General features: G+C 67.0%; 28 protein-coding genes and 1 other RNA gene. 4 read left to right on the forward strand and 25 right to left on the reverse strand.

The genetic code is table 11. The features are described 5' to 3' along the window. Positions 1-208: 208 nt before the first annotated feature. The 4 genes from rnpB to CQ040_RS02690 form a co-directional block, all read right to left on the reverse strand. Positions 209-565: RNase P RNA component class A (rnpB, locus tag CQ040_RS02675), an RNA gene on the reverse strand. A 43-nt stretch (positions 566-608) separates the two neighbouring features. After that, a complete protein-coding gene (locus tag CQ040_RS02680) occupies positions 609-2309 on the reverse strand; it encodes a bifunctional 3'-5' exonuclease/DNA polymerase (RefSeq protein WP_105525903.1) in 1701 nt (566 codons plus the stop codon). Positions 2310-2331: 22 nt separating this feature from the next. Continuing rightward, a complete protein-coding gene (locus tag CQ040_RS02685) occupies positions 2332-3066 on the reverse strand; it encodes a zinc ribbon domain-containing protein (RefSeq protein ID WP_028501732.1) in 735 nt (244 codons plus the stop codon). A 37-nt stretch (positions 3067-3103) separates the two neighbouring features. After that, positions 3104-3526: a YchJ family protein gene (locus CQ040_RS02690; protein WP_105525902.1), complete on the reverse strand. Its 423-nt coding sequence runs from the start codon at positions 3524-3526 to the stop codon at positions 3104-3106. A gap of 41 nt (positions 3527-3567) precedes the next feature. Here CQ040_RS02690 and CQ040_RS02695 point away from each other — a divergent pair, with 41 nt between their 5' ends. Next, positions 3568-4416, forward strand: coding sequence for an aldo/keto reductase (locus CQ040_RS02695; protein ID WP_105525901.1), 849 nt, complete (start codon positions 3568-3570; stop codon positions 4414-4416). A gap of 12 nt (positions 4417-4428) precedes the next feature. Here the strand turns inward: CQ040_RS02695 and CQ040_RS02700 are convergent, their stop codons facing one another. Then, entirely contained in the window at positions 4429-5265 is an 837-nt protein-coding gene (locus tag CQ040_RS02700) for a helix-turn-helix transcriptional regulator (RefSeq protein WP_028501729.1), read from the reverse strand. A 100-nt stretch (positions 5266-5365) separates the two neighbouring features. On the opposite strand from CQ040_RS02700, the gene CQ040_RS02705 reads away from it, so the two are divergent. Then, positions 5366-6130 carry an SDR family oxidoreductase gene (locus tag CQ040_RS02705; RefSeq protein ID WP_105525900.1) on the forward strand — a complete coding sequence of 255 codons (765 nt, stop codon included), beginning with the start codon at positions 5366-5368 and terminating at the stop codon, positions 6128-6130. Between the two features lie 37 nt (positions 6131-6167). Here CQ040_RS02705 and CQ040_RS02710 read toward each other — a convergent pair whose 3' ends face one another. From CQ040_RS02710 to CQ040_RS02725, 4 genes are all read right to left on the reverse strand, one after another. Then, positions 6168-7121, reverse strand: a complete 954-nt coding sequence (locus tag CQ040_RS02710) for an L-lactate dehydrogenase (protein ID WP_105525899.1) — start codon at positions 7119-7121, stop codon at positions 6168-6170. A gap of 56 nt (positions 7122-7177) precedes the next feature. Continuing rightward, the gene (locus CQ040_RS02715) at positions 7178-8065 is read right to left on the reverse strand and encodes a TIGR01777 family oxidoreductase (protein WP_105525898.1); all 888 of its coding nucleotides are present in this window, start codon (positions 8063-8065) and stop codon (positions 7178-7180) included. An 81-nt stretch (positions 8066-8146) separates the two neighbouring features. Further along, positions 8147-8704, reverse strand: a complete 558-nt coding sequence (locus CQ040_RS02720; protein ID WP_105525897.1) for a dihydrofolate reductase family protein — start codon at positions 8702-8704, stop codon at positions 8147-8149. Positions 8705-8793: 89 nt separating this feature from the next. After that, entirely contained in the window at positions 8794-9981 is a 1188-nt protein-coding gene (locus tag CQ040_RS02725; RefSeq protein WP_105525896.1) for a serine hydrolase, read from the reverse strand. A gap of 561 nt (positions 9982-10542) precedes the next feature. On the opposite strand from CQ040_RS02725, the gene CQ040_RS02730 reads away from it, so the two are divergent. Together CQ040_RS02730 and CQ040_RS02735 are read left to right on the forward strand one after the other, a co-directional pair. Beyond that, positions 10543-11421: a tyrosine-type recombinase/integrase gene (locus tag CQ040_RS02730; protein ID WP_105525895.1), complete on the forward strand. Its 879-nt coding sequence runs from the start codon at positions 10543-10545 to the stop codon at positions 11419-11421. Beyond that, positions 11418-11642, forward strand: coding sequence for a hypothetical protein (locus tag CQ040_RS02735; protein WP_105525894.1), 225 nt, complete (start codon positions 11418-11420; stop codon positions 11640-11642). The genes CQ040_RS02730 and CQ040_RS02735 overlap by 4 nt, the downstream gene beginning before the upstream one ends. Before the next feature lie 3 nt (positions 11643-11645). On the opposite strand, the gene CQ040_RS02740 is transcribed toward CQ040_RS02735, so the two are convergent. The 16 genes from CQ040_RS02740 to CQ040_RS02820 all read right to left on the reverse strand — a co-directional run bounded on the left by CQ040_RS02740 (position 11646) and on the right by CQ040_RS02820 (position 24284). Beyond that, positions 11646-11996 (reverse strand): hypothetical protein, encoded by a 351-nt coding sequence (locus CQ040_RS02740; RefSeq protein WP_105525893.1) that lies wholly within the window; start codon positions 11994-11996, stop codon positions 11646-11648. 15 nt (positions 11997-12011) lie between these two features. Then, positions 12012-12656, reverse strand: coding sequence for an Lrp/AsnC family transcriptional regulator (locus CQ040_RS02745; protein ID WP_105525892.1), 645 nt, complete (start codon positions 12654-12656; stop codon positions 12012-12014). Beyond that, positions 12653-13414: a hypothetical protein gene (locus tag CQ040_RS02750; protein ID WP_105525891.1), complete on the reverse strand. Its 762-nt coding sequence runs from the start codon at positions 13412-13414 to the stop codon at positions 12653-12655. Before CQ040_RS02750 ends, CQ040_RS02745 begins: the two co-directional genes overlap by 4 nt. Then, positions 13415-15619 (reverse strand): hypothetical protein, encoded by a 2205-nt coding sequence (locus tag CQ040_RS02755; RefSeq protein WP_146113849.1) that lies wholly within the window; start codon positions 15617-15619, stop codon positions 13415-13417. Then, positions 15616-15975, reverse strand: coding sequence for a hypothetical protein (locus CQ040_RS02760; RefSeq protein ID WP_105525889.1), 360 nt, complete (start codon positions 15973-15975; stop codon positions 15616-15618). Before CQ040_RS02760 ends, CQ040_RS02755 begins: the two co-directional genes overlap by 4 nt. Further along, positions 15972-17204, reverse strand: a complete 1233-nt coding sequence (locus CQ040_RS02765) for a hypothetical protein (protein ID WP_105525888.1) — start codon at positions 17202-17204, stop codon at positions 15972-15974. The genes CQ040_RS02760 and CQ040_RS02765 overlap by 4 nt, the downstream gene beginning before the upstream one ends. Before the next feature lies 1 nt (position 17205). Beyond that, positions 17206-17685, reverse strand: a complete 480-nt coding sequence (locus CQ040_RS02770) for a hypothetical protein (protein ID WP_105525887.1) — start codon at positions 17683-17685, stop codon at positions 17206-17208. 13 nt (positions 17686-17698) lie between these two features. Then, the gene (locus CQ040_RS02775) at positions 17699-18109 is read right to left on the reverse strand and encodes a hypothetical protein (protein ID WP_105525886.1); all 411 of its coding nucleotides are present in this window, start codon (positions 18107-18109) and stop codon (positions 17699-17701) included. A gap of 6 nt (positions 18110-18115) precedes the next feature. Beyond that, a complete protein-coding gene (locus tag CQ040_RS02780) occupies positions 18116-18520 on the reverse strand; it encodes a hypothetical protein (RefSeq protein ID WP_105525885.1) in 405 nt (134 codons plus the stop codon). Beyond that, complete coding sequence (locus tag CQ040_RS02785) at positions 18510-18923, reverse strand: hypothetical protein (RefSeq protein ID WP_105525884.1); 414 nt, start codon at positions 18921-18923, stop codon at positions 18510-18512. Before CQ040_RS02785 ends, CQ040_RS02780 begins: the two co-directional genes overlap by 11 nt. Positions 18924-18943: 20 nt before the next feature. Then, the gene (locus tag CQ040_RS02790) at positions 18944-20704 is read right to left on the reverse strand and encodes a hypothetical protein (RefSeq protein WP_146113848.1); all 1761 of its coding nucleotides are present in this window, start codon (positions 20702-20704) and stop codon (positions 18944-18946) included. A gap of 2 nt (positions 20705-20706) precedes the next feature. Beyond that, on the reverse strand, positions 20707-21807 hold the full coding sequence (locus CQ040_RS02800; RefSeq protein WP_146113847.1) for a hypothetical protein: 1101 nt from the start codon (positions 21805-21807) through the stop codon (positions 20707-20709). Positions 21808-21829: 22 nt separating this feature from the next. After that, a complete protein-coding gene (locus tag CQ040_RS20410; protein ID WP_146113846.1) occupies positions 21830-22048 on the reverse strand; it encodes a hypothetical protein in 219 nt (72 codons plus the stop codon). Positions 22049-22052: 4 nt separating this feature from the next. Beyond that, complete coding sequence (locus CQ040_RS02810) at positions 22053-23678, reverse strand: hypothetical protein (RefSeq protein ID WP_105525879.1); 1626 nt, start codon at positions 23676-23678, stop codon at positions 22053-22055. Further along, on the reverse strand, positions 23675-23890 hold the full coding sequence (locus CQ040_RS02815; protein WP_105525878.1) for a hypothetical protein: 216 nt from the start codon (positions 23888-23890) through the stop codon (positions 23675-23677). The genes CQ040_RS02810 and CQ040_RS02815 overlap by 4 nt, the downstream gene beginning before the upstream one ends. A gap of 79 nt (positions 23891-23969) precedes the next feature. Next, on the reverse strand, positions 23970-24284 hold the full coding sequence (locus CQ040_RS02820) for a hypothetical protein (RefSeq protein ID WP_105525877.1): 315 nt from the start codon (positions 24282-24284) through the stop codon (positions 23970-23972). Between the last annotated feature and the right edge of the window lie 471 nt (positions 24285-24755).

The raw sequence follows: 24755 nt of genomic DNA on the forward strand, positions 1-24755 counted from the left end.
CTTCGCAGCGCTCGTGCGTTCCCTCCCCGGACAACGACGACCGCTGCAGGCGCAACGGTAGGCCTCGGTAAGACCGACTGTAAGGGGCTCTCTTTGTGGGGCGGACTCTGATGACCGAACTCGAGAAGCCGTTGACAGCCGTGCCTGGGAGTCCTGCGGAATCTGCACGGAGGGGTCTAGGACAAATAGCTGTTCAAGTCGGTTTATGCGAATGGGCCGACCTGTACGCCGGGTTCTGTTCCGGGGTTCTTCGCCCCTTCGACGGCCATCTCTCTCGGCGACACGTTGCCGTGGCACTCTAGCGGTCTACCCGAGGACTCGGCGAGCCGCGTCAACATCCTCTGTCTGACCTTGCTCCGGACGAGGTTTACCTGGCGGGCCATGTCACCATGGCCCCCGGTGGTCTCTTACACCACCCTTTCACCCTTACCCCTTGCGGGGCGGTCTACTCTCTGTGGCACTTTCTCGCGGATTGCTCCGGGTGGGCGTTACCCACCGTCCTGCCCTGAGGAGCCCGGACGTTCCTCGGTGCGGTTGCCCGCAACGCGACCGTCCAGTCGACCCATTCGCGTCTCCAGTCTACGTTCTCCGCAACCCGCGGCCCGCGGCTACTTCTCCGCCGACTCCGCGATGCGCAGATCGAGGGGCACGTCGATCGGGAAGGAACCGAACAGCCGCGTCGTCGCGGTGGCCGCAGCTTCTCGCACGGCCTCGGCGGCCGCCTCGGCATGTTCGAGCGGAACGTGCAGGATCACCTCGTCGTGCAGGAAGAACGCCAGATGCGGGGAGCGCGCGAACGGACCGGATGCCGCTGCCTCGGCGAACACCTCCGGAATCTGCTGCAACCGGTGACGGATCTCGGCGAGCCAGATCAACGACCACTCCGCAGCCGTGCCCTGCACCACGAAGTTCCGTGTGAACCGCCCCCAGTCGCGCGCTCTGCGCCGGGCGAGGGCCACCACCGCGGGGTCGGCGTCCGCATCGGTCGCCTCTGACTGCAGTCGCATCCACTCTGCCGACGGCCGAGGCGAGGACCGACCGAGCCAGGTGGAGACGATGCCCCCGTCCTCCCCGGTGCGCGCTGCGGCGTCGACGAGCGCCATGGCTCGGGGATACACCTTCCGCAGCCGGGGAACCAACCTGCCGCTGTCACCGGTCGTCGCCCCGTACATCGCGCCGAGGACCGCGTACTTCGCCTCTTCGCGGGTCGCGACCGCACCGGAAGCGACGACGCCGGCGTAGAGGTCAGTCCCCCGCGCAGCCTGAGCCATCGCCTCATCCGCTGCCATCGCGGCGAGCATCCGCGGCTCGAGCTGCGCGACATCCGCCACGACAAGGGTCCATCCCGGGTCAGCGCGCACGGCAGGGCGCAGACTGCGCGGGAGTTGCAGGGCGCCCCCACCGGCCGAGGCCCAGCGCCCGGTCACGACGCCGCCGGGGATGTACACCGGGCGGAATCGGCCGTCGTGGACCCATTCCGCGAGCCACGCCCATCCGTTGGCGCTGAGCAGGCGGGAGAGCTTCTTGTACGCGAGCAGCGGCTCGACGACGGGGTGGTCATGCTCCGCGAGCTCCCAGCGGCTCGTGGACTCCACCTGCACTCCGACACGATGCAGTGCCCTGAGCAGCTTCTGCTGGCTGTCGAGGTGGAGCGATGCGTCGCCGAGGAGCTCACGCACGCGATCGCCGAGCTCGACCATGCGACTCGGGACTCCACCGGCGACCGGCCGGATGCCCAGGGTGTCGGTCAGGATCGCATCGTGCACGCCCTCGTCCCAGGGCAATCCCGCGGCCCGCATCTCCTCCGCGATGAGTCCGCCCGCCGACTCCGCTGCACAGAGCAGCGTGAGGCGTCCGTCCGGTGCCGCAGCGATCACCTCGCGTTGCGCCCGGTACTGATCGAGCATCGTCGCGATCGCGTCGTCGCCGCTCACGTCGTCGAACACGTCGAAGAGCGACGGCGCCGCCACGGTCTGCTCCCGCCGCACCCAATCCTGAGATGCGGGCAACGGGGTCGGCACCGCGGAGGTGTCACGCAGGATCGCATGGCAGAGGACCAGATCATGACTGCGGCTGATCCGCACCCCGTCGCCGAGAAGGAGAGCGTAGGTCTCCGCGGCAGAGCGCATGATCCATCGCGGGGCATCGGCCGCCTCGACAGCGCCGACCCACCCCGCGAGCTCATCGGCACGCAGAGACGTGCGATTCTGCTCCTGGTCGTTCCCGTCGAGCTCGATCGCCACATACTGCTGCGACCCGATGGAGGTCAGCGCGATGCGTCGTTCGACGCCCGACGCCGGTGCAGTCATCGCCGGCGTCGGCAGGTGCCGCTCATGCGAGCCCGGACTCCTCGGTGCGCACGAGGATGCAGCCGCACTCGGGGCAGGAGACCACGAGGTCGTCCGCAGCGCGACGGATGTCGTTGAGGTCGGTGCTGGGAAGCAGGATGCGGCAGCCCTCGCAGGTGCCGCGGGTGAGCAGCGCCGCACCGGCACTGTTCGTGGCACGACGGTCGTACTCGGCCAGCAGCTGCGGCGACACGCTCTCGGCGACGGCAGCACGATCGCGGGCGAGCTGTGCACCGAGATCGGTTGCGGCGGCGACGTCGGCCTTCGCCTGCGCGGTGAGTGCGGAGCCTTCGGCTGTCGTCGTGTCGAGGAGCGCCTGCTGGGCGGCGAGGGCGGCTTCTGCCTCTTCGAGCCGGCCCATGACATCGAGCTCGGCGTCTTCCAGGTCACTCTGACGGCGGGCGAGACTCGCGAGTTCATGCTCGAGGGCCTGTGCGTCTTTCGAGCTCGTCGACGCGGCGAGGCGCTCGGCATCGCGATTCCGGCGCGCCTCGACGACGGCGACATCGGACTCCAGACGCTTCAGCTCGGTGCGCACGTCGTCGCGCGTGCCGGCGAGAGTGGTCAGCTCGCGGAGCTGCCCCTGGCGGATGGCGACGAGCTCGGTGATCCGCCCCGCCTGGCTCGGCTTCGTTCGGGCACGCTCGGCCTGCGCGATGCGCCGGTCGAGGTCGGCGATGTCGAGCAGGGTGCGCTGGTTCTCGGGGCTGGCGTTCACGCTTCCAAATCTAGTCGCTGTCGCGACATCCGCCCCATCAGTGCACGTCGCCGTCGACGTAGTACCAGTGGCGGTCTTCCCGCACGAAGCGGCTGCGCTCATGCAGGGAGCCACGATCCGTCCCCTGACGCCAGAACGCCTCGAACTCCACGACACCATCGCGGTCGAAGGGCCCTCCGGCCACGCGATCGAGCACGAGCAGCCGCCGCCACTCGAAGTCCGGCTCGAAGTCGAGAGACTCCGGCCGCGTCGTCGGGTGCCAGGTGCGCAGGAGGTGCACCGCGTCCTGGAGGGCGAAGGCGGTGTAGCGCGAGCGCATCAGACGCTCCGCCGTCGGAGCAGGTGCACCATCGAGCAGCGGTCGGCAGCATCCTCCGAACACGTCCCCGGACGAACACGGGCAGCGGTCCTCGTCCGCGATCACGACGTCATCCAGCGCCTTCTCCGTCTCCGTTGTCATCCCTTCAGCGTACGCTCGACGAAAAGGCCAGAAGGAGCACCGTGACCACTCAGCCCGTCGTCCCCTCGTTCACCGCCCACAACGGGTTCGCCCTCCCGGCCATCGGCCTCGGCACCTACGGTCTCAACGGCGATGCCGGAGCAGAAGCCGTCGCCGGCGGTATCGGCGCGGGCTATCGCCTGGTCGACACGGCGTTCAACTACGAGAACGAGGGCTCTGTCGGCCATGGAATCGCCGCTGCCGATGTCGCGCGCCCCGAGATCATCGTCACCACGAAGCTCCCCGGGCGCCATCATCCCTCGGCGAAGGCAACCACGAGCATCGAGGAGAGCCGCTCCCGTCTCGGTCTCGACGTGACGGATCTGCACCTCATCCACTGGCCGAACCCGATCCAGGACGAGTACGTCGAGGCATGGGCCGCGCTCGTCGACGCCCAGGCACGCGGCGTCGTCAGGCAGATCGGCGTCTCGAACTTCCTCCCGGAGCACCTGGAGCGCATCGAGCAGGAGACCGGGGTCCGGCCCGTCGTCAACCAGATCGAGGTGCACCCGTTCTTCCCTCAGGAGGAGCAGCTCGCCTATCACCGTGAGCGCGGCATCCTGACCGAGGCGTGGAGCCCGCTGGGACGCGCGAAGGAGCTCTTCGACGAAGCGGTGATCCACGACATCGCCGCCGCCCGCGGTATCACGACAGCACAGACGGTCCTGGCCTGGCACGTCGCCCGAGGCACGGTCTCGATCCCCAAGGCTTCATCCCTCGAGCACCAGGTGGCGAACCTCGCAGCAGCGGAGATCGCGCTCGACGATGCAGAGGTCGCGGCGATCACCGCACTCGGACGCCCGGATGGACGCCTGTTCGACGCCGATCCGCGAACCCATGAGGAGTCCTGACGCCGATCCGCGTCAGACGTTCTGCGTTCCGAGCACCCGTAGGAACTCGAGTTTGCTCGCCGATTCGCTTCCAGGCGCGGCGGTGAGCACGATCAGCGCGTGCGACTCGTCCTCGGTGAAGAGGGCCTGACAGTCGACTTCGATCTCGCCCAGCTCGGGGTGCACCATCACCTTGTGCTGCTCGAATCGGCGACTCACCTCGTGCGCATCCCACAGCTCGACGAACTCCGGGCTTCGGGCGGTCAACGCGGTGACGATCTCCCCCGCCCTGGAGCGGGCGCCCATGACTCCGTGCGCGGCGCGCAGCGAACCCACGAGCGCGCGGGCCTGTCGCGCGTGGTCGGCCTCCCGATATCGACGCCGTTCGACGTCGGGATAGGCGAACCAGCGGTAGATGCCGCTGCGATCGAGCCCGGTGAGCGCGCTCGAGTCGCCGACGAGCGCGCGAGAGGCGTCGTTCTGCACGAGGACCTCGTCCAGCACGGAGACGACGAAAGCCGGGGTGTCGTGCAATCGGTCGAGTACACGGAGGATGCCAGGGCGCACGTACTCGGTCACGTGGGCCCGGTCGGGGGCGCTGTGGCCGCAGAGGCGGAAGAGGTAGTCGCGCTCGTCTTCGGTCAGACGCAACGCCCGCGCGAGAGAGGCGAGGATCTGCACGCTCGGCTGGGGGCCCCGCCGCTGCTCCAGGCGGGTGTAGTAGTCCGTCGACATGGTGGCCAACTGCGCCACCTCTTCTCTGCGGAGCCCTGCGGTGCGACGCCGCGGCCCGGCCGAGAGCCCGACGTCGGAGGGCCTCAGCGCCTCGCGCCGACGGAGGAGGAATTCGGCCAATGCATCACGATCCACTCCTGAAGTATCCCCCGCCCCGGGTGCACGTTCCAGGGACCGCCGATCCCTGGATGACCGGTCTCTGGAGCGCCAGTGGTGAAGGGCCGAGGCTGGGGGCATGAACATCAGCGGAAACACCATCTTCATCCCGGGCGCGACGAGTGGCATCGGACTCGCCATGGCCTTGCGTCTGCAGGACCGTGGCAACACCGTCATCGTGGGCGGGCGTCGCGAGGACCGTCTCACGGCGATCGCGACTGAGCATCCCGGCATCCACACGGTGCGGATCGACACGACCGACGCGGACAGCATCGACGAGGCCTCCCGAGCCGTCATCTCCGAGCACCCTGAGCTGAACGTGCTCATCACGATGGCCGGTGTCATGCGCGCTGAGGACTGGAGCACTCCAGCGGGCTTCCTGTCCACCGCAGAGGAGACCGTCACCACGAACATCCTCGGGCCGATCCGGCTGATCGCTGCCTTCATCGAGCACCTGCGTGCACAACCGGATGCGACGATCATGACGGTCTCTTCGGGTCTTGCGTTCGCACCGCTGCGGGTGACGCCGACCTACAACGCCAGCAAGGCAGCGATCCATCTGCTCAGCGAGTCCCTGCGGTTGCAGTTCGAAGGCAGCAGCGTGTCGGTGCTCGAGCTGGAGCCACCGGCCGTTCGCACACCTCTCATGCCCGGACACGAAGACAACGAGTCGGCCATGCCGCTCGACGAGTTCATCGATGAGGTCATGGCGCTGATCGAGACACAGCCCGACGCGACCGAGATCCAGGTCGAGCGTGTGAAGTTCCTCCGCTACGCCGAGGTCCGAGGCGACTACGACCAGGTCGTCGCCACGCTGAACGGCACGGACCCGCACGGGCGTTGATCCGGGGCGGGGTGTCGGATCCGCACCGGCACCCCGCTCAGGGACGCAGTGATGCCGCCGCCGCTGTGAGCGCGTCGGCCGACTGTCGCAGCAGCGCCAGCTCGTTCTCTGAGAACGAGGTGTTCCGGATCGGCACGGCGCCCGTGGCGCTCACGATCGACGGCACCGAAAGGGCCACGCCGTCGACCCCGTGGAAGTCCCGCAACACGGTGCTCACCGGCATCACGGCATGCTCGTCACTCAGGATCGCCTCCACGATGCGCGCACTCGACAGTCCGATCGCGTAGTTGGTCGCGCCCTTGCCCTGGATGACCTTGTACGCGGCGTCGCGCACGTCGACCGCGATCTCCTGCAGCTCGTCGAGAGTGAAGCGGGGGTGGCCGGGAGTCTCCCACTCGAGGATCGGCACGGTGCCGATCGTCGCGCGAGACCAGAGCGGGAACTCGGTGTCGCCGTGCTCACCGATGATGTGCGCATGGACGCTGGCGGTCGAGACGCCGGCGCGCTGTCCGAGCTTCCACCGCAACCGCGAGGTGTCGAGCACCGTCCCGGAGGCGAAGATCCGCTCGGGTGGAAGACCCGTCTCCTCCTGCGCGATGACCGTGAGCACGTCGCACGGGTTCGTCACGATCACATAGATCGCGTTCGGGGCGACCTCGAGCAGGTCGGGCATCATGCTGCGGATGATGCCCGCGTTCACCTCGGCGAGCTCGATCCGCGTCTGGCCGGGCTTCTGCTTCGCGCCCGCGGTGATCACCACGACGTGCGAACCCGCCGCCACGGAGATGTCGCTGCCGCCGATGATGTCGCTGGAGCCCGTGAACTGCGTGCCGTGGGCGAGGTCGAGAACCTCCGCCTCGACCTTCTCGGTCGCGATGTCGTAGAGGGCCACGTGGCGAGCCGATCCTCGGATGAGAGCGGCGTACGCGACGCTCGATCCCACGCTTCCCGCGCCGACGACCGTGAGCTTCGAGTTCTCGATGATCTCCATGCGCTCAGTCTTGCAGTGGAGGGTCCCGATTCGGGAGGGGCCTCACCGGAACAAAGTCAGAGCGCTGACGCGATGGCCTCGGTCACGGTGGCGTGGGTGAACCGGAATCCCGAGTTCTCCAGCACCTGCGGTTGCACATCTGCGTCCGGCAGCAACAGCGAGTCCGCCGCGTCGCCGAGAGCGAATCGCAACGCCCACGTCGGAGCTGGCAGCCAGAACGGGCGATGCATATGCGCCGCGAGGGCTCGGCCGATCTCATTCGCGGAGGCCGACGTGGGGCCGGTGAGGTTCACGGGCCCGGCGATCTTCCTGTCGAGCACATGGCGAATCGCTCGAACCTCATCGTCGAGGGAGATCCACGGCCAGATCTGAGTTCCTCGACCGAGTGGCCCGGAGACACCGAATCGGGTCAGCTGGATGAGCGGCTTGAGGACGCCGCGCCGGTGGATGACCGGGGCGGTGCGGAGCAGCGCGACCCTGGTGTGGTCTTCCGCTTGTCGGGCCTCGGCCTCCCATCGCACGGTCAAATCGGCCAGGAAGGTCTGCCCTGCAGCGGAATCCTCGGTGAGTACCTCGCCGGGCGCGGAGCCGTAGTACCCGACGGCGGATGCCGAGACGAGGGCCGGAGCGTCGGAGCGCAGAGCCCGCAGAGCCGTCGTGAGCGTACGCGTCGCCTGCAGACGCGAATCGACGAGCTCACGGCGATAGCCGCGTGTCCAGGGCAGACGCCCGACGCTGGCGCCTCCGAGCGCGACGACCGCGTCGGCTCCGGTCAGCACCTCGGGGTCGAGCACGCTCTCCCCCGGTGCCCACTGCACTTCGTCGTCCGACCGTGGGGCACGCCGCACGAGCGTGGTGACCTCGACATCGTCGGCACGGAGGGATGAGGCGAGGGCGGAGCCGATGAGGCCCGATGCCCCGCTGATGACGATGCGTCCCGCCATGTCTGAGAGCCCCGTTTCCGATGGTCGATTCGAGTCGTGCGCTCCAGCGTACGCGCCGCGACGTCGTCAGGAAGGTCGGGTTCAGTCTGCGCGCCGGTAGTGCGTCGCGATCACCCCGTTGCGCAGCGGCGTAGCCGAGACGAGGTCGAGCCGACGAGTGCCCGGCAGCCCTCGCTGATACAGCGTCGGGCCGTGGCCGGCGATCCGGGGGTGGACGAGGAACCGGTACTCGTCGATCAGGCCCAGCCGATCGAGTTCGGTGGCGAGCATGCCGCTTCCGAGGAGGACGCCGTCCGGCGTCTCGTCCTTAAGTCTCTGCACGCTCGCACGGAGGTCACCGGTGAGCCGATGGCTGTTCGTCCATGAGAAGACCTCGCGCGTGGATGACACGACGTACTTCGGCTTGGCATCGAGCGCGACCGCCCACTCCTGCAGTGCCGGCGGCGCCTCCACATCACCGCGCGCGACCGCTGGCCAGTAGACCTCCATCATCTCGTAGGTCGTGCGGCCCCAGAGCATCGCACCTGACTCCCGCAGGAGGCGGGTGAAGAAGGCGTGGGTCTCGTCGTCGGCGATCCCTTCCTGGTGATCCACGCAGCCGTCGACGGTGACGTTGATGCTGAAAGTCAGAAGTCCCATGCGGGGAGCCTAGGTCTACGACGCGACGCTCGCCAGGGTGTGCGTGTCGCGTCGCACAGGAGACGACAGTGCATGTGGACGGCCCGGCTTCATCCGCCCGCGGACACGTCGAGGACCGCCGCGAGGGCGCGGAACGCAGCATCGGCCGGATGCGCCTCGGGGATGTTCGACTCATTCATGTACACGACGATGCTCGCGCCGGAGTCCGGGTCGTGGAACGTCGCAGCCGTGAAGCCGATCCCCTCGCCGTTGTGCCCCCACCACCCGCCGGTCTCACCGATGCCCACGGCATACTCGTCGTACGGCGGGCGGGGAATCGGATGGCCGATCAGCCGCAGCTTCTGAGTGTCGGGGGTGAGCAGAGCACCGGTGCCCAGCATCTCGGCCCACACGCGCCCGTCGTCGAGCGTCGAGAACATCGCGCCGGCCGCACCCAGGATCGAGGGGGTCTCGGTCTGCGCTTCCCGCACACCCTCCGCGGCGATGTAGCCGACGGCGTGCGGAACTCTCCACTCCGCAGGGTCGGTGACGTACGCGGTTCCGGTCTGTCCGAGCGGAGTGAGGATGCGCTCGTCCAGCACCTCTGCATACTCCTTGCCGGTGACCTTCTCGATCACGGCACCGAGCAGGTTCGTGTTCGCGTTCGTGTAGATGTACTCGGTACCGGGTGCGAACTGCGCCGGCTCTCCGACGATGAAGCTGTTCAGCTCGCTGATCGTGTAGATCTTGGTGGGGTCGGCGGAGAAGTCGTCGAGGAACTCCTGGTTGATGTAGTCGGCGTTGCCGCTGGACATGTTCGCGAGCTCGAGCAGCGTGATCGTGTCGCCGTCGGTGATCCCGTCGACGTACTGATCGATGGTGTCGTCGAGGCCGATCTCGCCTTCATCGACCAATTGCAGCAGAAGCGTGACCGTGTACGACTTGGTGATGCTTCGGATGGGCCACGTCATATCGACCGTCACCGGGACGTCGCCGTCGAGGTCTGCGACGCCGGCCGCGGTCGTCCATGAGCCCTGGCCCGGAATCCAGACTCCAGCGGCGGCGCCCGGCACGTCGTACTCGCTCATCACCTGGTCGAGCGCACTGCGCAGTTGATCCTGGAGCTCAGCGGAAAGCTCGCCTTCGGGAGCTGCCGGGCGGGTGACCGCACCCTCCGGATCATCCGTCGACGTGGCATCGTCCGCAGTTCCGGCACAACCGCTGGCCAATAGGACGGCGAAGGCGAGCACGATCGCTCCCCCGTTCCGGGACACTCGCACACCTGCGTCTCGCGACATGGCTGCCTTCCTTGGCGAAGAGACGGATCGAGGAGGCGACGAGCGCCCTCGAGCACCACATTCCCGCGGATGGCCCGTTGGCGCAAGAGGACTCAGCCCCTCGTCGGCTATGAGGATGTGTGGCCAAGCCGGAGGGCACGGGGCGAGTCGGTCATCCTCCTCCGCCACCGTAAGGCTTCTGTGGTGGGCCCTGCCGGGATCGAACCGACGACATCCACGGTGGAGTCCCGGCGCTTCGCCCCGGTCATCGACCTCTTCGGGGCCCGAGCATCATGACTGTAGATCGCACCCAAGGATACGGCTGGCTCGCAGATGCAGCGGCGCAACTCGATGTTCGCTACTGCAACCGCTGCGGACAGGTCGGTTTTCACGAGACGACGCAGACGTGCGAGGTCTGCGGATACGCGCCGAGCGCTACACCGTAGCCACCTCACGCCCGCGTGAACGACGCGCTCAGTGAATCGCCGTGATTCCTGGGCGCGTTGGTCGTCGCGGCGGCATCGCGCCAATCCATACGGTCAGAGAACAGGCTCTGAGGGGGCCTCTACCGAGGGAGTAACCATGCAGTTCCAAGACACCGCCGCACTCGAAATGTTCGTCGACTACCAGCGCGCGCAGAATCTCGCCGTGACGACAATACGCAACCGGCGGAGCATCCTCACCACGTTCGCGCGGAAGACCGGAATGCTGGTCGAGTGCGACGTGTTCACCCTCCGCCGCTACATCGGCCGCGACGAGCCCGTGAGCGCGGGCACGAGGCGCACCGAGCGCGGCGCGCTGCTCGCCTTCTACACGTTCCTCCACGAGGAAGGTCTGCGCCCCGACAACCCGGCGACCAAGCTCCCCGTCGTGCGCGTACCGAAAGGCAAACCGCGCCCGTTCAGCGCCGAGCAGATCGACGCCATGCTCGCGGCCGGCTCTTACTCGAAGACCCGCGCAATGATCCTTCTCGGCTATTACCAGGGGTTCCGCGTGTCGTCGATCGCCGCCGTGCACGGCCACGACATCGACCTTCTCAGCAACCGCATCCGCGCGATCGTGAAGGGCACCAAGGAAGTTCGCTTCCCGCTGCACCCAGTGATCGCGGCGCTCGCGCTCACGATGCCACGCGACGACTACTGGTTCCCGGCTCGGCTCGGCCGCGAGGGACACATCCACTCGACATCCGTCACCGACCTCATCACGAAGGCCAAGAAGCGAGCCGGGATCACCGATGAGAAGCTCACGCCACACTCGCTTCGCCACTCGTTCGGATGCGATCTCGTCGAGGAGGGCGTCGACATCCGCGTCGTGCAGGAGCTGCTCGCACACGAGAACCTCTCGACGACGCAGATCTACACTCAGGTCAGCGAACGCCGGAAGACCGAAGGCATCGGCTCACTCGCGACGCGCGAGGTGCCCACGACGTCCGGGAGAAGTGCCGCTAAGCTCGCGGCATGAACAAGACGACACCATTCGAACTGGCAGCATGGGCGCTTTCGGGAGTGCTGGCCATCGCCACATTGGTGCTCGGCGCACTCGCAGCGGCGTCGAGCACCACAGTGTCCGGAATCGTCGATACCACCGGCCTCTCGATTGCCGTCGGAGCCCTCGCGCCAGTTCTAGCCGCTGCCCTGGTTCTGAGCGGCGTGCGAGTGCTGCTCGAGAAGAACCGTGCCTAGCCCCTATTCGAGGTCGCGGCGAAGCATTCCGCTGACGTTGATCGGCCCAGTCTCGGCGGCGTCCACTAGCGCCTGAGGAGCGTGTTTGGCGAGCAACGTTCGGAGCTCGGCGATCTCCTCGTCCTTTCGTGAGAGCGTCCCGTTCGTGTTCGTTTTGATCGTCGCGATCTCCTTGTTCTGCTGCGCTTGCATCGCGGCGAGTCCACCGAACCCGGCGAGCAGCGAGAGCAGGGTGAACAGGAAGTTCGTGAGCGTGGCGGTCGCGTCGGGCTTGAAGAGGAGCAGCAGGACGACGCCCACGAGGCCGAGGCCGGCGAGGATCGAGATGATGAGGAAGACAGTCTGCTTGTTCACGTGATTCTCCGGGGTCTACTTGTTGGGCGCGCCGAGGTAGGCGCAGAGGAAATTGAAGGTGTCCCAGGTGATCTTTGGCACCTTGTCCAGCGGCGGGAGCGGCATGAGGTCGGTCGCTCCCGCGTCGCGGAGGAACGCGACCTGATCGCGGAACGTGTTGTACTCGCCGGGCTTGGTGAAGTTCGTCTTGCCTCCGGTGCGGAGGTGGACGACAACGCCATTGGGGGCGGAGACGATGGCTTCGGCCATGATGATTCCTTCCTGTGTGCCCGCGCTGCCGGTGGCGGATGCGGGGAGTGCGCGGACGATGCTGTACTTGCGGATGTTGGGGAGTTCGAAGTGCCAGGGCTCATAGCTGTAGGGGCGGATGAGTCCTGCGGCCTCGAGGCGGCGGACGCGCTCCGGTGTGGGGGTGATGTCGAGGGCGCCGAAGCGAACGTGTGCGAGACGTTGGCTTTCGTCGTCGGGGTTGTCGGCGGGGTTGAAGCCGGGGAGGCGGTCTGCCCATCCGTCCCAGAAGTACTTCTGGAGGTCGTAGAGCCGGCCCGCGCCGCCGTCGTTCACGGGTGGCGAACCGGCCTCGATCCACGCTTCGACGAGGACGCGCCGGCCCCACTTCCCGGGCTGCCCGGGAAGTGGGATGATGTCCAGCGCGCTCATCGTTCCTCCAGGGCGTCGAGGCGCTGCGCGAGGAGATCGACGGCTTGGTGGAGCTGCGCGTTCTGTGCCATGAGGAGGGCGATGAAGTCGATGCTGTCGGGCTGGTCGGTCACAACCGTCTTGCCGTCCGCGTCGGTCTCGTATGCATAGACAACGAACGGTTCCTGGTCGGGGTGCTCAGCCAGGCGCTCGGCGATGTAGCCGAACTTCCAGGAGCCGTCCCCGTGGCGCATCTGGTAGCGGCTGAGCGTCGGCCAGATGTCGCCGAGGCTGGCCGGGTCGAGCGCGCTGATGTACTTCTTGTACCGCTCAGACGATGCGTTCTTCGCGAGCCGACCGTCACCGTTGATGTACGCGACCGCGTAACCGGACGTGGCGGGCGTCGCGTTGGGGACGATGACGTGACCGCCGACCGACACGTTCGCGCCGGTGTAGATCGTCTGCGAGGTCGCCCACTGTCCGCTGGTCTCACCGAACCGCATACCGCCGCCCGCGTCGAGCGACGTGTGCGTGTGAGCGGACGGCGGGAAGCTCGAAGGCTTCCCGCTGATCGCGTTCCAGGTGAGCGAGATCGCGGCGACCTTCTGATCGGTGTACGCCTTCGCCGCGGTGAGCGCGGCGGCGCACTTCGACACGATGTAGTCGCGCGCCTTGTTGATCGCGAGCCACCCTGTGCGACGGTCCTCGGTGCCATCCAGGACGGTCATTCCGTCTGCGGCGGCGGCGGTTCCTTCGTTGCCTACATAGGATTCGGGCATTCAAATCACCTCGTTCTTCCATGTCCCGCCCACAGGCGAGTCGATCCAGCGCTCTCCCACAGGGACGAGAATCCATGCAGCGGCGGGTGTGTCGGTCGTGCGTGACGTGACGGTCACGGTGTCTGTGTCGAAGTCGAACCGCACTGATTCGGCGATGCCCGTCTGAATCGGTGTGCCCTCCAGGAGCACGCTGAGGGTCTGGTCGGTGCGTTCGGTCCATGTCGGGATCGCGGACGCGCTCACGGTGCGTCCGCGGCCCTGTGCGCGGCGGACGATGCTCTCGGCGCGGCCAGGCCCGGGGTAGGGCGTATCGGGCACCTCGACCTGGATCACCTTCGTGGGGTTGGCGGTGAGTGCGAACGTGTCGATGCGGCGTTGCTCGATGCCGTCGCGGTCGGTCCAGACGTATTCGTACACGGCACCGTCGAACCACGCGTCGTCCTCGCGGCTGAGGGTTTCGTCGGCGGACTCGATGTTCACCGCGTGCCGGTAGGTCTGGTTCCCGTCGGCGCGATAGTCGCTATTGCGGAGCGTCCACCGCCGCCGCTCGTCACACACCAGGCGGAGCCCTGCCGCTTTGAGCAGCGGTTCCAGGAACGCCATCCCCGAGACACCGGCACGCCACACGAGCGACTCGGGCGGACGCTCGACCGTCGGGGTGCGCGACGACGCCGACGCGTGCGCTGCGGCCGACCATGCGAAGTCATACGCCGTGGTGTCGGCGGTCGCGCCGTCGAAGTACGGCACAACCTCATTGCCCTCGTAGAACATCGCGGCGTCCACATACGGCTGTTGGCCGGCGGCGGTGGCCTGGTAGCCGAAGTGCACGCTCGCGCTGGTCGCGGCGGCGGGAGCTCGAGCGATCACGAACGGGCGGCTCCACGCGGAACCCGCCACGGCGAGAGCTGCGCCGGTCACCTGCGCGATCGTCACGCCCTGTTGATCCTTGAAGTGCACGCGCGCGTGGACCGTCGAGGCGACGCTGCAGATCATGTGACCGGCGAGCACGTACCAGCGTCCGCCGGTGACACGGATACCCGCCGCGGCGGCATAGTCGGCGTAGCTGATGCCTGCCGCGTTCGTCGTCCAGCGGAGCCCGAAACCGGACGGTGGATCGAACGTCACCGGCTGACGCGACACCGCCGACGCGTTGGTCCCGGCCGTCCACCCGTCCGCATTGACCTCGATAGACGGATTCGTGATCAGGTTCGTGATCGGCCAAAAGGCCGTCACGTTCGCATCCTCCGAGCCCGACGCGAGCATGAAGTCGCGGTACGGGCCGAGCCTGCTGGTCTGCTCCGTCACAAACCCGGTCGCGTCCAGACGCCCACCGACGGGGATGGTTCCAGTGATGCGGAAGATCGGGACCACGCGCACCGCGAGCGGCAACCGTGCCACCGTCGCCGACACTCGCGTGAACTGCCCGGACGTGACGGCCGCGACCATATCGGACGTGCCGAGCAGCACACCGCCCGCGTCGTACTGCTGCGCGTAGACGCGCCCCGCAGGTGCCGTGATCGACGATGGACGCACCCACGCGGACACGGTGATCGCGGTGCCCAACGGTGCCACGAGGAGGTTGTTCGCGGCGGTGCCGCGGATGTCGATGAACGTGCTCGTCGTGGTGGACTGCGCGCGGAGGAAGGTATCGATGCCCTCGCCGCCGACGTTCAGCCCTACCGTCGTCGTCGCGGCGAGTGTCGGGGAGCCGCCAGACTGCGCCGCCGACCATAGTGCGGTCGTCGAACCGCGCGGATTCTGCGCACGGTTCGGGGCAAGCCCACCGACGCGGCCAAGCACGTAGTCACAGACCGCCCGCAAGGAAGCCTGATAGGTGCGGGGCGTGCCATCATCCACCAGCTGCGCGAAGTCGCCCAGGAGCGCCTCATCGGACGCGAGAGTCAGCGTCACCTTCGACCCGGCCCGATCCGGCTTCGCCACCCGGATACCCAGATCGAAAGACCGGCTCACCGCCGCACTGAGGACTGCATCCACATCGATCACGACGCGGCGGGAGTCTCGCGGGTCGAGCTTCGCCAGGAGCATCGGATCTTTAACGGCGACCGTAATATCACCCTCGACGTGTGGGATGCGCGACGCGTCAAGACCTACGCTGCCCGCGCTCTCCTTGTCGAGCGACAGGACGATATCGCCAGCCACGTCCAGGACGCGGGCGGTATAAGTGTGCTTGGAGACTGCGGTCACGTCAGCACCTCTTGGAACGGCACTCCGAGAATCCACACGTCTCGCGTCTCGTCATCGAGGCTGTGCTTGATCGCGCCGCCGGCGACGACGAATGACATTCCGACTTCGGGCACGTCGGCGTCGGTGAGGGTGAGCACCTGCGGGATGCAGAGCGCTGCGAGAGCGGCCCAGCCGGCGGCACGCGATGCGAACACGAGCGAGAGCGTGCCGGTGCGCATCCCTGCCGGGCGCAACGTGATGTCCGGGTCGGTGCGACCCATCACGTTGTGAACGATCGAACGGGCCTCGATCGAGGCTTCGTACCCATCGACGACGGTGGGAACAATCGTCCCGGATGCGTGCGTGATCGTGGTCATCGGTTCCACCCCATGCTCTGAGCGAACTGCGAGTTGAGCTTCGCCGTAACCGACACAGTGCGCGGCCTGGTCAGGGCGTCGAGATCGACCCGGACCTGGCTCAGGCCGTTGACTCGCGCGTTGATTTCTGCGTCCGGGACGTTGTTCGCCGCATCCCCAACTCGCTGGATGTCCGTCGTCGCCGTCGCAGTGTCGGCATTGACCGCGACTTCCTTGTCACCTGGGAGTTTCACAATGGCGTTTCCCAGAGCGTCCACTTCGCCGGTTGCGGTGCCCGCCTCTTGAGCGAGCTTGAAGAGGTACTCCGCCTGCGCCTGCGCCGCCCGGGCGCCCTCATCGAGGCCCTTCTGGACTGACGGGAGAATGGCGTCAAGCTCCTGCTGTCGACCGATTGTTAGTCCTGCCGCTTGGGCACCGTCGGCATAAGCTTTGGTGAGCCCGTCGAGTTTGTCGCCGCCCTCGACGAGCGCGTCGATCACGTCTACCTGGTCCCACCCGGATGAGACGGTGAGATCCAGAACCTGCTTGTACTTCTCCTGGTCGCTGGTCCAGCTCTCGACCGCCCGCACCTTGTCGGCCGCGTCGAACGCGGCACCAATCCCATAGGCGAAGTCATACGCTGACTGGAGCGCATCCTTGGATGCCTCGTCAATCTTGTTGAACTGATCGACAGCGACGCCGAGACCCAATGCGACGGCGAGACCCGCCGCGGTACCGGCGGGCCCGAATCCTGAGAAGGCGTTCGCGGCCACCTCTTGAGCGAGATCCGCGATCGATTCGAACGAGCCGTCGAACGATGCGGCGGTCTCGCGGGCGGACTGCTGGGCTTCTTGCTTGAAGTCCTTCACGCCCTCTTCGGCGCGTTCCATGCCCCGCTGCGCCTTGTCGCCCACATCGTCGGCGGCGTCTCCGAGCTGCTTCGCTTCCTTCTGGGCGCTCTCGAGTGAGCCTTCTAGGCCGTCGACGGCACGCTCGGCCTGCTTCGCCGAGAGGCCCATCGTGCGGAGCGAGTCCTTGATGTCGTCGTCAGACTTGCCCGCCTTGCGCGCCGCATCGACGAGCTTCGACGCGAACGAATCGACCTGACCGCCGGCCTTCCCCGATTCGTCAGCAACGTCACCAACGGCCTCTTCGAGGTCGGCCAGCGCCTTCTGTCCGTCCTTCGCGCCCTTCGCGATGCCCGACGCGTTGAGAACTCCGTCAATCTCGAACCGGCTGCTACCTGCCATGTCAGCGTGTTCCCTTCTCGATGCTCTCGTGCACGGTGCGGATCGTGGTCTGAATCCACAGGGACGCGATGCGTGGGATTAGGTCGGAGGCGGTCGGCCACACGACGCGACCGGACTTCTGGAAGTGCCAGAACTGGCGCTGAGCGCGCCGCTTGACGGGGAATGAAGTGCCGTTGCGCCGGCCGGTGTATTCGGCGACCTCCTCGCGGTAAGCGCCGAACTCGGTTTCACGGGGGAACTTGCCGTTCGCACCACCGATGAGCTTGACGTTGCGGTCGGAGACGTACGCGGTGGACGGCGACACAAGCCGCTCATGGAAGATACGTTCACCGGGTGCCCGCTCGGCGAGGCCCTTCTTCCACTCGGGTACGACGACAGCCTTCGTGCGTTTGCGGTTCTCCTTGGCGACCTCGTTCGGGATCGTCGCGAGCACCTGGATGAGCGCGGTCAGCGCCGGGCTTCGGCGCACATCCAGGCGCATGGCGATTCGCCGCTCAGACCACGGGAACGGGCGTCGGTCGACCGTTCACGCCGAGGGTGACGGAGGACGTCGCCACGGCATTCACAGCGCCGCCGATGGAGCCTGGAACGATGACGGCCTCGATCTGCCACCCGAGGCCGCCCTTGACCGGCTCAAAGAGCATGGTGACCGTCTCGCCCTCGTGCTCGTACAGGAACATCGCGAGGGAGTCCGGGGTCTCCCAATCCTGCGCGTAGTCGAGCTGCGCACCCCAGGTGGTCGCGGTGGGGAACGTGAACGAGGAGTCGGGGTCGAGGCCGTTCCAGGTCGTCGACCCGGTGGCCGGGGTGATGGTGATGCCGGAGACGTGCTTCTCGTAGTCGGCGGTCGCGACGCGGAGGAGGCAGTCCCGGAGGACGATGGGCTTGACTTCGATCTGAGGCATGAGCGGTTACTCCTCGGTTGCGGGTGCCGGCGACGCGGCGGGATTGGTGGTGATGACTTCGATGGACATCCGCCACCCGACATAGGCGTCGTTGAAGACGGCCTTGCGAGCGGTGATGCTGTAGAACGTGTTCGAGACGATGACGGCCTCATAGAGTTCGGCGACGCTCTCGTCGGCCTCGTCTTCGCCCTTACGCACGTCGGTCTTGTTCGTCGCGATGCAGAGGTCGGCGGAAGCCTTGATCTTCGACAGCGGCGCTTCGGCGAACGGTTCGAACGCCGTGTACTCCACCCAGAGAACCGGCTTCGACAGCGTGCCAAGCGTGGGGATGCCCGGCTCAACCTTCCAATCGGTCGGGAGGCGCGGGGCAATCTGATTGACGATGTACTCGCGGACGGTCTCAGTAGACATCGGGCTTCCCATCCGTCGGGCGGATGATGCCGCGGATGGTCTTATCGAGCGGCCGAGGCGTGAACGTGAACTGCCCGTCACCCATCTCGCCGGTCGAGGTCACCCGTCCGGCATTCCACAGGTTCTGTGCCTGGCGGAGCTGCGCGAACACGTAGTTGAACGGCGGGTCCGTCGGCTCAGCGTCGAGGAGCGCGAGCACTGCGTCGAGGTGCTGGGATACCCCGAACCGTGCAAGCGCGTCCTCGACCGCCGAGCCGAGCGTGGCGGACGCGGGAGCGTAGGCCAGCACCTGGATGCGGGCGGTCTCCAGCAGGAAGCCGCACGTCTCATCGTCCTCGATCGGCACGTCTTCCCACGCACCCGTGAGGCGTTCCTGATCGGTGGTGCTGTACCAAGCGGTCATGTCCTACGCTCCCGAACCTCTCAGGCCTTCTTGGTGCCGAGGGCAGAGGTCGCTTCGGCGCGCACCGGGAAGGTCTCCAGGTACCCGATGACGGCCTTGTCGATGCCTCCCTTGGCGATGTTGAGCGCGTCGAGACGGATCGGCGTCTCGCCCTGCTCACGGAACTCGATGCCGGTCTTGGACGACGACACGACAGCGGGTTCGGTGTTGTCGAAGCCCGCCGCGTCGAACGCGGTGTCGGGTGCACGCTTGACGATCACCTGGTCGGCGTCGGCCTCGCCGGATCCCTTGACGGCGAACTTCACGTACTCGGGAACCTTGTCCTTCGGCGTGAAGCGGAGCTGCCGCCATGCGGCGCGGTTGACGAGCACGAAGCCGGGGTCGTCGTCGGCGTCGGTGACGGCGTCGATCGAGTCGATGACCATGCCCATGGCAAGCGAGTACTCGGCGGGGTAGTCCGCCGCGACGGGCTCGACGATGCGCGATCCGTCGGCGGTGATGATGCCGGTCGTTGCGACCGTCCCCGACGCGTAGCCGAGGATGTCCTGCAGAGCGTCGAGGTCGGTGATCTTGGCGTAGGAGTCGACGACACCCTGCATGAAGGCCTCGATGACTTCCTGACCGCCTTCGAGATCCCAGAACTCACGGGCGATGTCGGCGGCGTAGCCGTAGGCGCGTCGGGTGGCGGCGGTGGTGCTGGTGCTCGCAGTGCCCGAGGGCACATCGGACTTGTTGCCGTTCCAGTGCTGGACGAGGGCGGTCCCCTGGTCGATCTTGAAGCCCTTGCGCCCTGCAACGTTGATGCCGCCATAGACGTGTGTGGCGAGGTCGATGAAGCGGCGGACGTACTTCTTGCCCTGCCAGAGCTGCCCGACCCAGGCAGGCTGGATGACGCCCGATGCAGCGGTGGTGAGCCCGCCGTTCGTCTGCACCTTGATGTCGGAGAGCTCAGCGAGGAGCGTCTGCGCTGCCGCGTAATCGCCCTCCAGGTTGCCGGGGGTCTTGACCGTCGCCATGGCGGCGAAGATCGATCCCAGCTCGTACGCCTTGGTGATGGCGTCCACCGGGGCGTTGGGTGCTCCTGCGAGCAGGGTGGACGAGATGCCAGCGACGGGCGTCGTAGCCTGGCCCGGCTCGATTGCTGTTGCGGTCACGGTGGACCCTCCTTCTGTGTTGACCTCGGCCGGGGCGGCTTCGGGGGTGTAAGTGACGACGTCGCCCTCGGCGGGCTCGATCGCGATGGATACGGGAAGCGCGTCGGTGTGCAGTTCGAGCACGCCGCTGTCTGGAACGACGGCGTCGAAGCCGCGCTTGTCGAGAAGCTCGGACCCGTCGCCCGTGTCCTCGGCGGCGAGGAGGGTCGCGCCCTCGAATGCCGGTCGCTTCACGACGGCGGCAGCGAACAGGCGACCGGCGATAGCCTTGCCGTTCTGGATCGCAACCTTTGCGACCTCGGCGGAAAGGTGCTTCCGCTCGCCCGACTTCGCGTCACCGAAGGCCTTCCGGCCGTCCTTCGTGTTGGCGAACTTGAAGGTGCCCATGACGCCCTCGGGCTGCTCCCACGTCTTGGCGATGCCGCCGACGACGTCTTCGCGCTGGTGCTCGACGTTGAGGGACGCGCCGAGGGTGTCCTCGGGGAGTGTGAAGACGCCGGGACCAACCTCGAACTCGCCGAGGTTGGATCGGCATTTGACGCCGAAGGGGACGAGGAGGCCGGTCGCGCTCATGTCCTCCTCGTTGAAGGTCAGCGTGCCGGCGTCGATGATGACGGGTTCATTCATGGTCAGGCCTCACTTGCGGGGTTGCTGGTCGGGGTGGGAATGGCGAGCGCGTGGGAGCGGTCGCCACGGATCGACAGGCCTGCGGGGCTCACGTCGTCGAGCGAGAGCCGGGCCTCGAATGCGTTCATGAAGCGCTTGGCGAGTCCGAACTCCCAGAGGTCGGAACGGGATGCGCCACCTTCGCCGACGCCCTGGTAGCGCATCTCGGTACCGCCGCCGCTGCCACCCTGGCGCACGCCCTCGATGAGGCTGGCGGGGCTTCCGGTGTGGTTGGCGATGTCGAGGCGGACAGCGTTGCGGCCGGACTCGTAGAGGTCGGCGGCGGTCTCGCCTGGGAAGTCGACGGGGAATTCGGCGACCTTCAGCGCGACAGATCCGTTGCCTGCTTTGCGCGCCGCCGCGTACTGGTCGCGGTACTCCTTGCGCTCTTCGGGAGTCCAGGACTCCCAGACATCGCGCGGGATGCCGAGAATGGTGAGCGGGATCGGGTTCTCCAGGCGATCCATGTATGCCTGCTCGATGAGACGGGCCTCGCGGACGGTGTCGATGCCATCGACTAGGAGACCGTTCTCGCCGTACCCGAGAGGGATCGCGACGACGCGATCACGGAAGGCAGCGGGCACGATTCCCTCGTCGACGCGGACGTGACCGATTCCGTCCTCTCCGCGCTCAATCCACCACGCCCCGAATGGAACGTGGAGAGAGTCGGTCATGTCGGCGTTGAACGCGAGCGCCGCCCACCCGTTCATGAAGAGGTCAGAGGCGATGCCGAACTTGCGGTGGTACGGCGAGACGCCGGTCTGCGAGTTCGTGAGCCACTCGGGCTGCTGGTCGACCGGCTGGCCGGCGGCATCGGTTTGTCGGAATGAGATCTCGGCGAACATCGCGCAGTGCACGCCGTGCGCCCGCTTGATACCGGGAACGCGGAGCGCGACGTCACGCGTGACCGGGAGCAGGTTTCCCTCTCGCATCTCGGATGCGATGAGCTGGTCGACGGTGACCTGCGTCATCGAGTCCGTCGGCTGCCACGGCGATGCGACCGCGATCGGCATGGATGCGGCGGGCTTATACGCCCGGTCGATTGCTCTGGAGAAGATTCCCACGTCTCAGAGCGTGGAGCCGACCTTACACATTCCTGGCACGTACGGCGTGTCGCGCGGCGAACATCGCCGCGGCGTTGCGCGCACGGTAGTCGCCCGGGTGTACGCGGGCCTCGTGTCCCCCGGCGCTCGCGTGGGCCTCGCCCATCGACAGCGCGAAGGCCTTCCAGTGCGGGCACCCGGTGCAGGTAATGGTCACTCCGAGCGGCGACTTCTCGCGGCGGATCATCTTGGGTCGGGTCATGGTCTTACTCCTCACCCATGTCGAACACGGAGGATGGCTTCACGGTGGTCGGGGCTTCATCGAGGAAGTGCAGCGCGAGCGCGACCGCCTCGAGCGGCGACACGTCGAACTCGGGGTCGGCGTCGGGCGGCCCGAACCGGAATGTTCCGTAGTTGCCGAACTTCTGCCGCTTGGCCCGGCGCAACGCCGCTTCGAGCTGCGGGTGCGCGAAGATCACGAGATCGTCGTCGTCCAGCGCCTTGATGAATCCGGCAGTGGACCGCGGGATGTCGGCGGGCTTAGTCGGCTTCATGGTGGGGCGCGGCTTCGTCTTCGCGAGCTTCGTCGCGACAGTCTCGGTGTACCCGTACGCGTCGTACCAGAGCGTGGTCGGTGAGCGGCGGAGGCGGATCAGCACCTCACGCTCAGCGCCCGTGTGCCCCTCCTGCCAGTGCCACATCGCGACTGCCCGCTTGCGTTTCGGCATCTCCTCCCCGGCGATCTCCAGCGCCTCGGTCACGAGGTCGCCGGGCTCGTCGTAGTCCCATGCAACCGCGAGCGATGACGCCGTGCCGAGGTGGTGCACCTTGAGGGCCGCGGAGAAGCGCGCCGGGACGGATTCGGGGAACGCCAGCTTGCGGAGCGCGCGGTCGATCAGCGACGGCGCGAGCGCGACATCCGCCGCGCCCTCGGTGCCGAACTGCCCGCCGTACTCGATCAGGAAGTCATCGAGCGGGAACTTGTCGAAGGATCGCTTCGGCGCATCTGTGAGTGTCGTGAAGCCGAGGCCGGGGTGTGTCTTCTCGATCCACTCCCGCATCCGGCCACCCGTCGCGCCCGTCTTCGGATGCACCATGTCCGGCTCCCACGACACCAGCTCGGCGCGGTCGACCGTCTCGGGGATGCCGTGCCAGAGAACCGCGGCCTCGTCATCGTGCAGACTCTCCCACAGGAGCTGGCCGGTGCGGTACTTCGCCCCAGTCCCCGCGATGACGAACTGTGCACCCGGCTTCGTGTCCATCGTCGGGATCACGGCGCGGTTCACATCCTCGCCCTGCTCGATGTCCGCCTCGCCGCCCTCATCACCGAAGGCCATGTCGAAGCCGCCCGAGCGGAACATGTCGCCGTTCGGGGTGCCGACGAGGAGCAGCGACCCGGTGTCGCGGAAGAGGAGCTGCTCCCCACCCTTCGACAGGCCGATCGAGACGGGGCTCTTCGTGCGCTCTGGCCACAACTTGTCGAGGTGCTTCACGATGTCCTCACGGAACCGCTGCCCTGCCTTGAAGCCCGTCGTGAACATCGTCCACCCGATCGTGTAGTCCTCCCGCGACCAGCACCGACCGAGCATCACCGCCTGCACAGCCGTCGTCTTCGTCGATCGACGCGGCTCGAAGATCACGTTCATGAAGCGGCCGGCACCGAGGAGATCCGCAACCATGAGCTGCATCGGCGACGGCCCGCGCCCCATGTCACCGGCACGCTGCCGGTGACCGAGACGGAGCAGATGCGCACCCTGGATGAACTCGCCCCGTCCCTGCTCGGTCGTCACGAGCTCGTCGAGACGGATCGGCGCGAGGTGCTCGATCTTTGACCGCCACTCCAGCCAGTTCGCCTCCGACCACAGATCGGAGAGCGTCGGCGTCGCGCTCACTCCCCCGCGCCGTTCTCGGCAACGACAGACAGCGCGAGCCGAAGCAGAGCCTCGGCGACGGCTCGGTCATGAGCAGGCATCGCCAGCCGAATGGATGCCTCCGGGTTCTCGGCGCGACGGTCCAGAATGTTCGCGGCGATCTTGTCGAGACCGTAGGCGACCCCATCCGTCGAGACAAAGGTGAGGCCCGCGGGTGGCAGTGGAATCGTCATGATTTTCTCCAGTTCAGGGGGGGATTTTGCTCTTGGAGCCGAAGGCGGGGGTTGCACAGCCGCCCAAAAAAAGACCGGCTCACCACGGCGCGAGGCCCTCGCGAGATGCGCGGCGGACTGACGGCAGAGTCCGAGGTGTCCGGCCGTTGGTGATCGCTGCTCCTCGCCGCCCACCTTCGGAGCGGTTGCTCTTCACGCTCTCGGGTGCGAGGTTCGAGATGCCGTGTCCGCCGTCGTGCTCGATGTGCCCGACGTCGAAGCTCATGCCCGGCTCGATGATCGCGCCGGTCCTCCAGCATCTGACCTCAGTGCCGTTGCGCCAGCACATCCGCACCCGAGCCCGAACGGTGCGCGCGTTCTTCAGATACTCAGGGTCACGGTGCTTCTCAGTCATTCACCCCACCACCCGTGAAGTGGGCAGGGCCTCGGCCGAGAACCGACCGCCAGAGGCACAGCGCACGTGCACTGACCGACCTCAGCCTTGGAGCGAAGCAGGCCACATGAATCGCAGGAGACGCGCTCGATCCAGGCGACGCGCGATCCTCGGATCACGGAGTAGTGATCGACGCGCCACTGGTGCAGGCCGAGCCAGCACGTGAGGGTGGTCATGCGGCCTTCTCCAGTTCTTCGGTTGGGACGAACCGGACGCGTGCACCGGGTGACCAGTCCACGGCGTCCAGTTCGTCCTGGTCGAGCAGATCGAGCAGGTCAGGCCGCATCGATCATCTGCTCGGAGAGCAGGCGAATCGCATCCGCCTGGAGCTTCTCGACCGTGGGCGCGAGGAATTCCCGTGCGGCGTCCCGTGCGGCGTCCCATGCGGCGTCCCATGCGGCGGCCCGTGCGGCGTCCCGTGCGGCGTCCCGT

Source organism: Microbacterium sp. MYb54 (genome assembly GCF_002979515.1).
Taxonomy (GTDB): domain Bacteria; phylum Actinomycetota; class Actinomycetes; order Actinomycetales; family Microbacteriaceae; genus Microbacterium.